At 45.5% G+C, this 13,592-nt stretch carries 11 protein-coding genes and 1 tRNA gene; 10 read left to right on the top strand and 2 right to left on the bottom strand.

Annotation, left to right across the window (positions count from 1 at the left end; translation table 11 throughout):
- Positions 1–45: 45 nt before the first annotated feature.
- The 6 genes from EBR25_07395 to EBR25_07370 all read left to right on the top strand — a co-directional run bounded on the left by EBR25_07395 (position 46) and on the right by EBR25_07370 (position 6,110).
- A complete protein-coding gene (locus tag EBR25_07395) occupies positions 46–807 on the top strand; it encodes a hypothetical protein (GenBank protein ID NBW40813.1) in 762 nt (253 codons plus the stop codon).
- Between the two features lie 33 nt (positions 808–840).
- Complete coding sequence (locus EBR25_07390) at positions 841–1,578, top strand: hypothetical protein (GenBank protein ID NBW40812.1); 738 nt, start codon at positions 841–843, stop codon at positions 1,576–1,578.
- Positions 1,579–1,600: 22 nt separating this feature from the next.
- Complete coding sequence (locus EBR25_07385; protein ID NBW40811.1) at positions 1,601–4,291, top strand: hypothetical protein; 2,691 nt, start codon at positions 1,601–1,603, stop codon at positions 4,289–4,291.
- Between the two features lie 325 nt (positions 4,292–4,616).
- Positions 4,617–4,934 carry a hypothetical protein gene (locus EBR25_07380; protein NBW40810.1) on the top strand — a complete coding sequence of 106 codons (318 nt, stop codon included), beginning with the start codon at positions 4,617–4,619 and terminating at the stop codon, positions 4,932–4,934.
- Positions 4,935–5,387: 453 nt separating this feature from the next.
- Positions 5,388–5,879, top strand: a complete 492-nt coding sequence (locus EBR25_07375; protein NBW40809.1) for an MgtC/SapB family protein — start codon at positions 5,388–5,390, stop codon at positions 5,877–5,879.
- A 154-nt stretch (positions 5,880–6,033) separates the two neighbouring features.
- Positions 6,034–6,110: transfer RNA gene (locus EBR25_07370), tRNA-Pro, on the top strand.
- Positions 6,111–6,296: 186 nt separating this feature from the next.
- On the opposite strand, the gene EBR25_07365 is transcribed toward EBR25_07370, so the two are convergent.
- On the bottom strand, positions 6,297–7,097 hold the full coding sequence (locus EBR25_07365) for an ABC transporter substrate-binding protein (protein ID NBW40808.1): 801 nt from the start codon (positions 7,095–7,097) through the stop codon (positions 6,297–6,299).
- Positions 7,098–7,312: 215 nt separating this feature from the next.
- Here EBR25_07365 and EBR25_07360 point away from each other — a divergent pair, with 215 nt between their 5' ends.
- Positions 7,313–8,437, top strand: a complete 1,125-nt coding sequence (locus EBR25_07360) for a CofH family radical SAM protein (GenBank protein ID NBW40807.1) — start codon at positions 7,313–7,315, stop codon at positions 8,435–8,437.
- Positions 8,438–8,450: 13 nt separating this feature from the next.
- On the opposite strand, the gene EBR25_07355 is transcribed toward EBR25_07360, so the two are convergent.
- Positions 8,451–9,218 carry a TIGR00730 family Rossman fold protein gene (locus EBR25_07355; protein NBW40806.1) on the bottom strand — a complete coding sequence of 256 codons (768 nt, stop codon included), beginning with the start codon at positions 9,216–9,218 and terminating at the stop codon, positions 8,451–8,453.
- A 303-nt stretch (positions 9,219–9,521) separates the two neighbouring features.
- Between EBR25_07355 and EBR25_07350 the strand changes: the two genes are divergently transcribed.
- The 3 genes from EBR25_07350 to EBR25_07340 all read left to right on the top strand — a co-directional run bounded on the left by EBR25_07350 (position 9,522) and on the right by EBR25_07340 (position 13,574).
- Positions 9,522–10,598 carry a GDP-L-fucose synthase gene (locus tag EBR25_07350; protein NBW40805.1) on the top strand — a complete coding sequence of 359 codons (1,077 nt, stop codon included), beginning with the start codon at positions 9,522–9,524 and terminating at the stop codon, positions 10,596–10,598.
- Positions 10,599–10,685: 87 nt separating this feature from the next.
- Positions 10,686–12,533, top strand: a complete 1,848-nt coding sequence (locus tag EBR25_07345; protein NBW40804.1) for a glycosyltransferase — start codon at positions 10,686–10,688, stop codon at positions 12,531–12,533.
- A 33-nt stretch (positions 12,534–12,566) separates the two neighbouring features.
- Entirely contained in the window at positions 12,567–13,574 is a 1,008-nt protein-coding gene (locus EBR25_07340; GenBank protein NBW40803.1) for a hypothetical protein, read from the top strand.
- Positions 13,575–13,592: the final 18 nt, after the last annotated feature.

Here is a 13,592-nt window from a genome sequence, read left to right as displayed (position 1 = left end):
TTGGTATGGCACTATTATAGACAGGTTACTGTTCAAAGAGAATCCATGCGTGTCTTCCGTCTACCTCCTCCTCTCGATATGAAAAAAAGAGTTGCAGATATCTTTCAGAGAGTAAGTCTCTTCCCCAAGACCAGTCGGAGCTCTTTGGGTGCATCCCTGATTGAGTTTGCCATTCTTATTCCGATTCTCCTTCTGATTGCTGGTGCAGTTTTTGACCTGTCCCGTCTTTTTATTAACTCTATTTCCGCAAGGGAGATTGCGATTGAGAGTGCAAAGTTACTTAATTCCTCAAGCCCAGCAGGATATGCATTTACGCATCAAGAGATGCAGCAGTTTTATTTCGCACCAGAGCAAGAGCATGGAGATATAACGAGTAGACGGGTAGATTTCTGGAATAATCAACTGAACGAACAGCATGAAGATTTCTACGGGCTTACTTATTTCCCAAGGAAGGATAAGCAGGTGTTAAACCTTGCCTATGGTTTGCTGCATAATGCGAGTCCCCATTTGTACTTTCCAATTCCAGAGCCGCTGAATCAAGAGGATCCTCTATCTGATCTTGGAGGGAGAACAAATTGCTCAATTCGTATTCGCTTTGCCGACGAGGATCAGCCTCCAGCGCAAAGCAGCTGGCCAGGAGATCCAGTAGATCTTGCTGAATTAATCAATGAGTCTCGAGATAGACTCGTCAATGTACGGTGTGCAGTTCCAGTCATTGGTTTTCAAATTATGACTCTGGGAGAGGTAAAGGTGAAATACATCGAAGCTGAGGTCTATGTATATAGGGCTGGTGGGATAGCGGAATAAGCATCAGTAAAAAATAGCAAAGAGAGATGTGAAGTGAAGCAAGAGAGAGCGTGCAAGGCAGTGAGAAACGAAAGCAATGATGCAGGAGCCACTTTTGTTGAGGTTGCTATAGGTCTTACTCTTTTTACAGCCGTCATTTTGGGCTTTGCGCACCTGTACACGGTGCAATTTGAGAAGATGAAACATATTCAACTCTTAACTGAGATTGCGATGGGGCCCCAGGAGCCTAGCCTCGTCTTTGATTCCAGTGTAGGAGACACGGGTGGTTTTCAGATGCTCAGCAGTACTACAACTCCCTCTATAGGTGAATTTGCAAACACGATAGGAGATTTCTTTACGGAAAAGCGACGTCTGGAGCGAACAATTCTCTATCTGTTGGTAAGTTACATCCCAATTGATCCAGAGACAGGACTTCCAACTGGTTCAGGGCCTTTTACGAGTGATGTGTTTGTGTATCAACCTCCGGCCCTCATTTATTATTCCCCATATACTGACTCGGAATGTCTTAATGAGTCACATAAGCAGGAGCTGATTAGCTTTTCAAAGGTCAAAAATGGAAAAATTCGTGGATATACAGATCCAGGTACTAATGCTCCGGTGCCGATCGGGCCGAAACTCTATGATGTAAGTTTGAGTAATCAGCAATACCGCGGATATATGGATTTTCTTCCTATGGTGTATCTTCGTATTTGTAGCGAACCTGCTAGCTTGCTTTTCGAACAGTCAGTGGTCAGCGACTTTGAGCTTGTTCCCCGGAGATTGGTAAATTAATAGGAGTGGATGTTAGGAACTTATGTCGAGTCTCGTTCGGAAGCAAAGAAGGCATACATGTCACTCTGAAGAGGGATTTGTTCTTTTATGGGCTGCGATGCTTGCTCTTCCGCTTCTTACTATAGGATTCATATTTCTTGGATATGCTCAGGCGAATCTGACGAAACTACGAGCTCAGTATCATACGATGAATCTTGTAACGATTGGCTCATTCTCCTCCGAGTTTGACTCGGGAGAAACGCTCAATTCAATGGCTGCCCTGGCGTCGGCTCTTGGCTTTACGGGCGTGCGGCCAGATAGCTCATTCCAAAATACTGATGGAGGACGAATTCACTTCCTTCATGAGACCGATGATGCGGCTCATACAGTGAGCGCGCTCCTCTTCTTTGACCAAGATCCAATTACGGAAATTGTTTCACAACTCGGTTCAATTCCGGTAGGAGGCATGTCGAGTGCAAAACCTGGAGCATATTTGATCTCGCTCGTTCTCGATTTTTCGCAAAGTCTCAATAGAGATTTTAATGCTGACGACCTCTTGCAGGCATACGATGTAATTCAGCCAAATGGTGCACCTGGTTCAAATGGAGTGGTTGACTCTTTCGGTAGAGTTATGCCGGATGATGCAACCCTACTTGCACTTCCGTACAGCTTTGACATCCGCAATCGAATTCGACTTCCTTATTTTGATACGGGAGCTCAGTGGCCTTGGCCAACGCCTAATGGTCTTGAATGTACTCCTACGAATGAGACTGGGTGTGGTGGAAGAAGACCACCGATGATCAATGATCTTCGGAAAGAGATGTCAAGCAACTTCCTTGCTTACAAGAAAGCTGCGGTAATTCTCACGGGTGTGGCTGCGCAGGCTACGCCGTATCTTACGGTAGATCTGCTGGGTGGTTTACTTCCTGATGAACGAGTAGCTTTTAATAATTACGCGATGGTTGGTGAGCCAGATGCTAGTGGGGAATATGATTCACCGTATCTACCGATGGATAACGATGGGGTGTATGAGATATGGGATTATCACTTTCCATCAGTTGAAAGCTATGAGGATGGTATAGGAACAAGTGGACCTAAAGTGGTGACCAATGTTTTTGAAGAACACTCGTTTGATAACCCGAAAGACCCTTTTCGCCATGATATTAATATTGATTTTCGCTTTCCCACGTTCGGTTTCATGCATGCCATGGGATTTCGAAAATTAGCGAAGTATGCATCATTTTCAGGCACAGACGGGAAAGTTCATTCTCCTGGAACATTTAGTGCGTTCCTTGATCCTCCTCTTCCAGTACTGGAAAATGAAAAGTTTAATCCTCCACCTGAAGATTCGTTTGTTTGGCATATCGGGGAGATTAGAGGAATTTATTGGGCAACCGAAGATTGGTTTTATCCTTATGGCTATGGAACTGTTCCGCTTGCTTTTTCAGTTCAGGGTCCAGCTCACCCCCCTAATGACCATCTTCATAGGCCGATTGGTGATGGCATTACCTATCCGTGTGAAGTAGGGCCTCCAGCTGCAAACAATGCCCAGTGGTCGTCTGACAAAAGTACCACTGGATATGCTTTGTGCCTTATCCGTGATTACTGCGATGACTTCTCCATGAATAAGAGTGTTGACTGTGACGATCCGAATATCGCAGCACATCCTGATAGTAAGATGCACTATCTTGATTCCGAGGGGGAATGGCCGCGATGTGGTGATGCTGGGCATGTACCGAAGTGTAAGTCAGCTGGCGCCCCAGTCGAAGAATCAGCGGTGTTTTGCACATTTGGCGATGGTGCAGGACACATGGTGCCGCGGTGCACGCAGGGTGGAGTGGCGGGATGCTATAATGAAAGTTCTGGCTCGTTTGCACAGGGGGACTATCGCTATCCAGCCTGTCGTCAGTTTACAGATAGTAGTGGCAATGCTGCACCGCCTCTTGGCCATGGAAATTGTCGTGAGGGAACCCCGTGCGAAAGTGCTCTCACGAGCAAGGCCGGCGGATATCAACCTCAATCTCTTGGCACTGTGCGTTTCGCGACGGATGCACCAGAAGTAGGATCTAATCTTTTTTACTATATCAATGATATGGGTGTACTTCCTGCTGGAACATTTACTCATAATGCTGTTCCGAATAACCAGTGTGAGACCTTCTTAGCGGAGACGAGTGGAGAGGGGCGTTGCGCGATGATACTCGTGACTGATGGAAGACCTCATTCTATCGACCTTGCGGGGAATACTATCGACTCTGACTCCGCAGTGATGGTTGCCATGCAAGAGAATATCGATAACTTTACTCAGCTTCTCGGGGGAAAAAGTTTTGTGTGGTTCTTAGGAAGTGTGAATCAGTGGCAAGCCGTTATTGAAGCCGTACAGGAAATTGCAGATGATGGATTGTTATCTGAGCTTCAACAGGATGCCTTCGAACAGGTCCAATCGGGCACTCGAATATGCGAAGACCCTGAAGCAAGCGCGGCGTGGAATTCTATTGAAATCTGGGCAAAATGTCCTTCTATCGATCAACTAACGACGATTTATTTAAGTGAACAAAGCATGCAACAGCAGTTTAAGGCTCTAATGGATAATCCTGTTCAGGGTCGTCATTGGGTAGAAACGAGTGTATCAAATTCAGCAAGTGGTCCAACACTTGATGGGTCTCTCGGGAGCTTCTTAGGGGGACTGAAAAACGTGATTGGTCTTATGAAGCAAGAGACAAAATTTCATCAGTGACTACGTTTTTCATAGAAAAAGGTTTTCTCATGAAATAGAGAAAATTCGGGTGGCTGAGCGAGTAACCCATAGAAATTCCTATAACAATAACAAGATTTCCTCATTAGAATGCTCATTTTTCCTTATGTATCATTTTTTTTCTGACGACATCTTAAGGTGATATCATAGAAGGCGGGACGAAATTCACTGAAAGTAGTGGTCGGGCGGGATGTAGAGGAGTCTTATAGTGCTATTTAAGGGCGTCAATCTTTCGTGTAAAAACCGTACTAGAGCGAGGGTGTGGTCGAGAACTTATTTTAAAAGGCGTTACCTTTTCTGTTCTTTAATGGGTATTGTTACTCCCATGGTCATCACTTTCTATCCTCAGGATGCCTTTGCTGCCGCACAGTTCTGCCCAGTAGAATTACAGACCGTAGCAGAACAATTTCATAATGGTTCGCCCGAGAGTTTGCTGGCTGAGATTCTTGAGTACTTTGGATGTTGGCCGGGGCCGGCTGCGCCGCCCGATAAAGTCGTTAACTCGGAATCGCAGATAGCCACGGTGATAAATCAGTTGGCAGAGGCAGCCTATGCAGACGGCTATGCCAGTGAAGTTCCCAGTAAGGTCGATCAACCCACACTGAGTGCAGCCCCTGGTCCATAATCCTATCGGAAGATAGAGAAAAAAAGGAGGCAAGAGATACGCTTGCCCCCTATTTGAAGAATGGTGGTCTTCTTCTCTTTCGGTTACGTAAGTGTGAAAGAATATTGTCCACCACAGCCTGATTGGCTTAATGAGGGGGGAAATCTGAATAATAGAATTCCCGCCTACTGTTATGAGAGAATCCTTACAATCGGATACTCAAAAACAAACCGCCAAACTGTCCTTCACACAAACATAACCTATCGGAATAATCTTTCATGTTGGATCACCTCCTCTTATAAGGGTTGCTATATCCGAGGAATAACGCGGCTTGGGTAGAAGAACTCCGAAGTTTCCACTCGCCCCAAGGTTTATCCCTATGCTCATAGCACAATTATAGTTGAGAATGAGGAAGTTACACCAGCTCTTCCTTGCCCCCTTTCATGAAATTGTTTGATCAACTAAGCTCTCAGCATGGATTCACTTTCAAGTACATCAGGAATTTTCGATGTTTTGTGCTCTTATGAGATGAAGCTGCTCGTTGTAAGCGCCATTATTGGGGCGTTAATAGGCTTAGAGCGAGAAATTGCGGGGAAAGACCCGAGTCTTAGAACATTTTCTCTGATCTGTGTGGGAAGCTGTCTCTTTGCCATTATCTCCCGCGAGGCGGTCGCTGGTCAGCAATTCGGGGATCCGAGTCGAATCGCTGCTCAAGTCGTAACTGGAATTGGTTTTCTCGGTGCTGGGGTAATTTTCCACGGCCGAAAAGGGGTGAGTGGGCTCACAACAGCAGCTCTTATTTGGACCACTTCAGCGATTGGAGTTGCAGTTGGATTTGGATTTGTGACCACAACCATAGCTGCCATGTTCACGGTGTTTACTCTTGTTATGGTGCTGAAACTTGTTCACATCCTCATTCGGATTCTTAGACCAGAGCAGTACGAGGGTAAAACCGAATTCGATTGATCGGTTTCGGGAGCTCAGTAGATTTTATCACAGAATTAAGCAAGTTAAAGAGTAGCGTTGCTCTTTAACGGTGAGAGGTCTTATACTGCTGCGTCTGATCACGAGGCACCCGTATGTGTAGGCAGCGGTGTGATAACAGTGCTTTTTAGAGACTCGGGCTGTGGCGCAGACTGGTAGCGCGTTCCCTTGGGGTGGGAGAGGTCGGCGGTTCAAATCCGCTCAGCCCGACCAATGTTTTTCCGATTATGTTCTCTTCGATCAGGGTTTTTTTGCAGGGTTTTCTCGTCGAGCAAGATTTGCTTGTTCCCCAACGTCTTTTTGATTCCTCTTCTTTTGTTGTGCATCATTTCGTTGAGGCGCGCGAGATTACGAACTCAAGAATCCAAGAAGACACACAGAGGCAACAAAGAAGACAAATTACGCTCTTATAAAATCTAGCTGCGGAAGTTCAGGAATGAGCCCCGCATCCGCTGCTTGTTGTAAGAAGAGCGCGATTGATTTTTCGCCCTCGGAGCCTAAATCAAGGGTAAGGTCATTGACATACATGCCAACAAACGTATCAGCATCATCTAAGGAAATTCCCCTTGCATACTTCATAGCATAGGCCAGAGCCTCACTTCTATGGGCTAGCGAATAAGAGATACTTTCATGTAAAGCGCTTACTGAAGCTTCCATAGCTGGAATGCCAAGAGACTTTCGAGCAATGTTAATGCCTAAGGGCAGCGGTAAATGTGTCTTGTCAAACCACCACTTCCCAAGGTCTAGGAGCAGTGAAAGCCCCTGTTCGCCATAGGTTAGTTGTCCTTCATGAATGATGACTCCTGCATCTACCTCTTCATTGATTACCGCGTCGCCGACAGCCTTAAAATCATATACCTTCATTTCTGGCTCCAGGCCTCTTTCGCGAAGTGCTAACTGGAGTGACAAAGCCGCAGAGGTAAACTTGCCTGGAATTGCAACCGTTTTAATATCTTCCAGTGCGATATCCCTTTGTGATTTCGTAACCACGCGGGGTCCATAATCTTTTCCTCCCATGGAAGCGCCACATGAAAGAATTGCATATTGATTTTTCAGATATGCGAATGCATGCACTGATACAGCAGTAACGTCAATTTCTCCGCGTATTGCCTTTTGATTGAGGCTTTCAATATCAGAAAGGTCATGGTCAAATTCAAACTCTGCATTCTGAACGATTCCTGAAGTAAGTCCATAGAACATGAACGCATCATCAGCATCTGGTGAGTGATAAATGGTAATTTTTTGTTTTGTCACAAAATTTCCTTTAGTGATTGCATTTTCATCAGACTATGCGATCTTTAGCCTCTAGACGTCGACTGCTCTCTGACGAGAGATAGGCTAGCAAGTTTCATAAGAAAAGCCCAAAGGGTGAAGAAAAAAACCTGACGAGAATGAAGATGCAAGGGGAGAGTGGCATGAAGACTCGTCGGGTACAGGAAAATATGCAAAATCAAAGCTCAGCAGGAATTTACCGATATTCGATTGAAGAGGCTCGAGCTCTTTATCAGCAAACACCCCTGGCGGATCTTGGTACGCTTGCTCATGCGAGGCGCCAATCAACGGTTCTCGGCGATAGTGTCACCTATCTCATAGACCGTAATATTAACTACACCAATGTCTGTAATAGTGACTGTTCTTTCTGTGGATTTTATCGTCCTTCATCTGCCCATCCAGAAAGCTATGTTCTCAACAAAAGGCAAATTGGGGAGAAAGTACGAGAGGCGTTAGAGCTTGGGGCAACTCGAATCCTTCTTCAAGGCGGACATAATGATGATCTTTCTTATGATTTTTACCTTGATTTGATACGTTGGCTCACAGAAACGTACCCAATTGAGTTAAATGCATTCTCGCCAAGCGAGATACATCAAATGCATCTTGTATCAGGGAAGCCCTACCAAGATATTCTCACCGAGTTGAAGGATGCTGGAATGAAGGGACTTCCTGGTGGCGGAGCAGAACTCCTTGTTGAATCAGTTCGAAAACGAGTGAGTCCAAAGAAGATCAGTGCGGATATCTGGCTGGAAGTTATGGGTATAGCGCAAGAATTAGACCTCACTACTACTGCAACCATGGTCATTGGTTTCGGAGAGTCTGTTGAGCAACGGATAGAGCATCTTCATCGATTACGACAGTTGCAAGATCAGTCACAGCGGAGTGGGCATGCGGGATTTAATGCATTTATCTCTTGGCCCCTGCAACATAATGAAAATACTTCTATGGGAAGGAGCCGACACCGAGAACGGTATGGAGCTGATTCGTTGCAGTATTTAAGGAACGTGGCTATCGCTAGAGTTTTTCTTGATAATATCCCCCATCATGCTGCAAGTTGGCCAACACTTGGAGTTGAGATTGGCAAGATTGCACTTCACTTTGGATGTGATGACTTCGGCAGTACGATGATGGAGGAAAATGTTGTTTCTCGTGCGGGTGCATTAACCCAGAGTAAGTGGGCATTGAGCCCAGAAGAGTTACAACAAGCCATTCGGGAGGCTGGATTTAAGCCGAGACAGAGAAACTCCTCTTACGAATATATCAATTGAGGTAGCCATACATTCATCGCTCAAATAACCACCACCTTCGGATTGTTTTCCGCCGGGCATAATCTTGTATTGACGGGCTGGCCCATTCACGGATGAGGCTGGATACCTCCGTTACCGAATCAGATACGTGAAGAATATTTGTATCCTCTGGGCTTATTGCGCCACTTTGAAGAAGAGTATCCTCTATAAATGATTGAAGTGGTTTCCAATAATCAGAACCAAAGAGAATCAGCGGAAAATTGGTGATTTTCCTCGTCTGAATGAGAGTTGCAGTCTCAAATACTTCATCAAGTGTTCCAAATCCGCCCGGAAATGCAACGAAGGCACAAGAGTATTTCAAAAGCATGACCTTCCTCACAAAGAAATGCTCGAACTCAACCCAATAATCGAGATAGGGATTCGGCTCCTGTTCCTTTGGGAGTTTGATATTACATCCAATCGAGACGCCCCCAAATTCTCTCGCTCCACGATTCGCTGCCTCCATAACTCCTGGTCCACCGCCAGTCATTATAGTCAGATCGAAGGAGGCAAGCTCTGAAGCGAGTGCTCTTGCTTGCTGATAAAAGGGATGCTCCTCAGTAAAACGAGCCGATCCAAATACCGTCACGCAAGGTCCAAGGAAGTGAAATGTTCGAAAACCCTGGAGGAGTTCTAAAGCGATACCAATAACCCTGAACAGTTCTTGTGTTCGTGAGCGTGGGCCCGCTAAGAATTTTTTATCTCTCAGAGAGGACGACTGCTTTCCCCACTGTGCGCTCTCATTGTTGCTGTCTGATGCCATCATCTCATCTTGTAGCAGGGATAACGGGGCCTTCTCAAGCATAGAATCATGTATCCGAATTGATGCGACGAGTTGAAGCAAGCTCTCTATGAGATTGAGTTGAGATGAAAAGCGATTAGACGGTAATCAGCTGATTTCAGATGATTTTTCCTGATAATTCTTTGAATCCATACAAGTCTTTTTGGCTTCTAAAGAAGAGATGATTGGAATCAGCCAGCAATGGGCGTGAAGCCCACGCAGGTGACGGCAATTGACTGAAGAACTGTACTCTTGGACAAGACAAGCTGAATTGGGAGAGTAGAAGTGGAGAAAGAGAGTAAGATATTTATTGCGGGTCATAAAGGGCTTGTGGGATCTGCCCTCGTTCGTAACTTAAAGAAAAAAGGATACCAGAATCTGTTGTTGCGCGATCGCGAAGAGCTCGATCTGCGAGATCAGTCTGCTGTTCAGCAGTTTTTTTACGAATATGATATTGATTACTGTATGATTGCAGCCGCAAAAGTCGGTGGAATTCTTTTCAACCAACAGTATCAAGCTGATTTTCTCTATGAAAATATAATGATCGCTGCAAATGTAATCCATGCAGCTGCTCAGTATAAAGTAAAGAAACTTCTTTTTCTCGGTAGCTCCTGTATTTATCCGAAGCTATCACCACAGCCGATACGAGAAGAATCACTTCTGAGTGGCCCTCTTGAGCCTACTAATGAGGGTTATGCCCTAGCAAAGATAGCGGGATTGAAGCTTTGTGAAAAATACATGGAGCAGTATGGAAAGTGTTTTATCTCTGCAATGCCAACAAATCTGTATGGACCTGGGGATAATTTTCATCCGGAACACTCGCATGTTATCCCTGGAATGATGCGAAGATTTCATGAGGCGAAGCAAAGCGGCAAAAAAGAGGTAGTCATCTGGGGAACTGGGAGTCCAAGACGGGAGTTTCTCTACGTTGATGATCTTGCCGAAGCTTTATGCACCGTGATGGAGAAGTATGAACAGGCTGAGACAATCAATGTCGGTACAGGTGAAGACTGTAGTATTTTAGAGCTTGCGCACCTTCTAAAGAAAGTTGTTGGTTTTGAGGGTGAGATTACGTGTGATACATCCAAGCCAGATGGTACTCTTCGAAAAGTGCTCGATGTCACTCGGATAAAGGAGCTTGGCTGGCAGCCTGCATATACTCTGGAGAAGGGTTTACAAAAAGCATACGCATGGGCTCTTGAAAACAAAGTATTTGAAAATACGGAAACAGAGTCTGCGGCTGCGACTCATGAGACCCAGATCCGACAAATTTCTTCTCTCGGGGAGAGCGAGTCTAGTGTAGGGGCCATTTCACGTTCAGAGAAGCGCGCAAGCAGTGCTCAAGGCTCAACGGGAGCCTAAAGAGCGATCCTTCGCGATTTTTGTACCTCTTTCAATGCCGAATTATTAGCCTTTAGAGTGCTCTCGTCATATACTCTCCGGCAGAGGATGGCAGGCACTATGCGGGTACTCATATCAAGACCAGATAAGATTGGGGATGTCCTACTTGCTTTGCATGGAGCGAAGCAGTTGAAAACCTACTGCCCGGAGCTACAGGTATTCATGCATGTAGCCGACTACACTCGACCGCTTGTTGAGAATATGCGCTTTATCGATGGTGTACTTGGGTGGGATGAAGCATTAGAACCGTATGAATTTGATGCGGTTGTTGATCTGATGGCAAAACTCGCAACTGCTAGGCGGTATGCGGAAGCAGGTATACCATTAAGAATAGGAAATTCGGCACGCTGGTTTCGACTTTTTCATAATCGCACTGCGTACATTCGACGTTCTCAGGCACTGAGAAACGAAGCAGAGTACAACTGGCAACTCATATCTCTCCTTGATGTTCGGCTTCACAATACCCGCTTGCGAGAAGCAGTGTCTTTGGATGACTTTCGTGAGATTCGTTATCCTGAACTTCCTAGGCCATATTACTGTTTCTTCCCAGGAGTTTCAGTCTCAGCGCATGCATGGCCTATTCAGTCGTGGGGACAACTTGCAGCGCAGATGCTCGAACGTTCAGATAAGGATATCGTCTGTGTAGTAGGACCTGCTGAGGTAAAGGTGGAGCACAAAATAAGGGAGTGCTTTCCAAAATCAGAGCGAATACGAATTATGCGAGTGTCTGATCTCAAGCTCGCTGCTGGTATCTTACAAAGGTGCGAAAAGTATGTTGGTCCATCCACGGGCATAACCCATATTGCGGGAGCGGTGGGTGCAGAAGGTATAGCTCTGTATCCTGAGGTTCTATCAATGCATCCGGGCCGATGGGCGCCTTTCAAGTCCTCACTTGTGATTCGCTCGCCGGCCTCACGAGTGAGACCAGCTGAAGTCGCAGCTTCTCTCTTGGAGAATGCTTCTGAGAGTACGCCATTTCGATCGAAGGTATCCGCTTTTGTAATTTGTAAGAATGAGGAAGATAATATCGGTCGTTGTCTTGATTCGGTGCGGTTTGCTGATGAGATTCTGGTGGTTGATAGCGGCTCTACCGATCAGACTCTTGAAGTTGTGAAACAGTTTCCTCGAACTCGAGTTATATCTCGTGATTGGCCAGGGCACCGTGAACAAAAACAATTTTCTCTTGAGCGATGTAGGCATAAATGGGTTTTGAATCTGGATGCTGATGAAGAGCTTTCAGCCGAGTTGAAGGGGCATATCATTCGAATTCTCGAGGATGACCATGCAGGAAAGTCAGTAGCAGATGGCTATTTTCTTTGTAGAGTCGTCTATTATCTCAATCGATGGTGGGATAAGGGTGGATGGCATCCTGAATATCGGATGCGATTTTTTCAAAGAGAGAAGACGACATGGGGCGGAATGAATCCGCATGAAAAAGCTCTCGTATCTGGAACGGTTCGAAGACTACCAGGCTTTATCAATCACTATACCTCCGAGACCATTTCTGATTTTGTCGACACCCAAAATAGATTTTCCACCCAGTCGGCACTTGCAATGCATCAACAGGGAATTCGCTCGGGGATAGGAAATATGGTGGTGAGACCGATTTTTCGCTTTTTTAAATTTTTTGTTATCAAACAAGGGTTTCGAGAAGGGCGTCATGGATTCATTCAGGCCGTCTTAGAGGCGGTCTATACGTTCTTAAAGTATGCAAAGCTTTGGGAGATTCAACGGGTGAGGACTACAAATGTTGAAAAGTTGACCCGAGTGAAGACTCCCTTAAAAGATCACAAGTATGCTGATGGCATTAAACCGAATACTGCTGCGTCTATGAAGAATCAAAATGAAATTTCAGATGAGGTCTCTACGATGTCTTCACCTTCTGTATATCAGTAAGACGATAGAAACTGAGGAATTTGAGGAGGCTTGATGGCGATACGAATCTCTTATCCAGTATGTGACGTAGATCCAAGAGTTGTACTAGAGATAGCCGAAAAGGTTAGCACAGTCCCATTTGAGGAAAGTGAAGCGGTTATGGGAGATGAGCTGAAGCAAATCTTCTCGTTAACTGATTTAACGACACTTAATCCTACCGATAATCGCCGGAATGTCGGGAGAATTGCGGAAAAGGTTCGATACCTGCAGGAGAATGTTCCCCTATTGCCTCCTCTTGGTGGGTTGTGTGTTCCTGGAGATGCTTGTGGTAGTGCGGTCGAAGTGCTTCAAGAATCTGTCGTCAGAGTTTCTACCGTTGTTAACTTTCCTCTTGGACATGCTCCGATAGAGAGCGTTTTGTGTGAAGTAGGAATTCGACTAGAGCAGGGGGTGAATGAAATCGATCTTGTTTTCCCCTTAAATCGATATCTTGCGGGAGATTCTGAAGATAATTTGATTGAGTTTGTCAGTGCGGTTAAGGCGCAGTGCGAAGAGAAGAATGCATATCTGAAAACAATTATTCAGAGTGATGAGATTGAACTTGCCCATGACACGAATTATACAAGCGCTGTTGAACACATCGCACGGCTAGCCACAATTTGCTATGCAGCTGGTTCAGACATGGTGAAGACTTCTACGGGTAAGGGAGGTGGAGCAGGAGCCAGTCTCATGGCTGCTGCTACGATGTGTCATGTCGCAAAGCACTTTCGTGATCATACGAGTTATCAAGAGTTGCTTGGACATGTTCCTGGCATCAAGTACTCAGGTGGTATCGGAGATGTGGAAACCGCTTTGCGCTTTATGCGGCTTCATCAACAGATTTTAGGACAAAGTGTTCTTTGCTCTGAACATTTTCGTTTTGGAGCGAGTCGACTGATGAGAGCAGTGCTCGCGCGACTGCTAGCATTAGATATACAGCTTTCTTCTCAGCTGAAAGAAGCCGGTATCAATGAAGAGTTTTTCTCTGAGTCTTCAAAAAGTCAGCCATCAGTACCGTACTAATGATAGTGTATGGCCATG

It is taken from the genome of bacterium (assembly GCA_009926305.1).
Classification (GTDB): Bacteria; Bdellovibrionota_C; UBA2361; order UBA2361; family RFPC01; genus RFPC01.
Note: the sequence above shows the minus strand (reverse complement) of the source record. Positions and strands in the feature narration are given on the sequence as shown.

Excerpts from the sequence above, each read along its gene's own strand:
- EBR25_07375 (NBW40809.1), top strand. The coding sequence starts at position 5,388 with ATGGATTCACTTTCAAGTACATCAGGAATTTTCGATGTTTTGTGCTCT.
- EBR25_07395 (NBW40813.1), top strand. The coding sequence starts at position 46 with ATGCGTGTCTTCCGTCTACCTCCTCCTCTCGATATGAAAAAAAGAGTT.
- EBR25_07355 (NBW40806.1), bottom strand. The coding sequence starts at position 9,218 with ATGGCATCAGACAGCAACAATGAGAGCGCACAGTGGGGAAAGCAGTCG.
- EBR25_07345 (NBW40804.1), top strand. The coding sequence starts at position 10,686 with ATGGCAGGCACTATGCGGGTACTCATATCAAGACCAGATAAGATTGGG.
- EBR25_07385 (NBW40811.1), top strand. The coding sequence starts at position 1,601 with ATGTCGAGTCTCGTTCGGAAGCAAAGAAGGCATACATGTCACTCTGAA.
- EBR25_07365 (NBW40808.1), bottom strand. The coding sequence starts at position 7,097 with ATGTTCTATGGACTTACTTCAGGAATCGTTCAGAATGCAGAGTTTGAA.
- EBR25_07360 (NBW40807.1), top strand. The coding sequence starts at position 7,313 with ATGAAGACTCGTCGGGTACAGGAAAATATGCAAAATCAAAGCTCAGCA.
- EBR25_07380 (NBW40810.1), top strand. The coding sequence starts at position 4,617 with ATGGGTATTGTTACTCCCATGGTCATCACTTTCTATCCTCAGGATGCC.
- EBR25_07340 (NBW40803.1), top strand. The coding sequence starts at position 12,567 with ATGGCGATACGAATCTCTTATCCAGTATGTGACGTAGATCCAAGAGTT.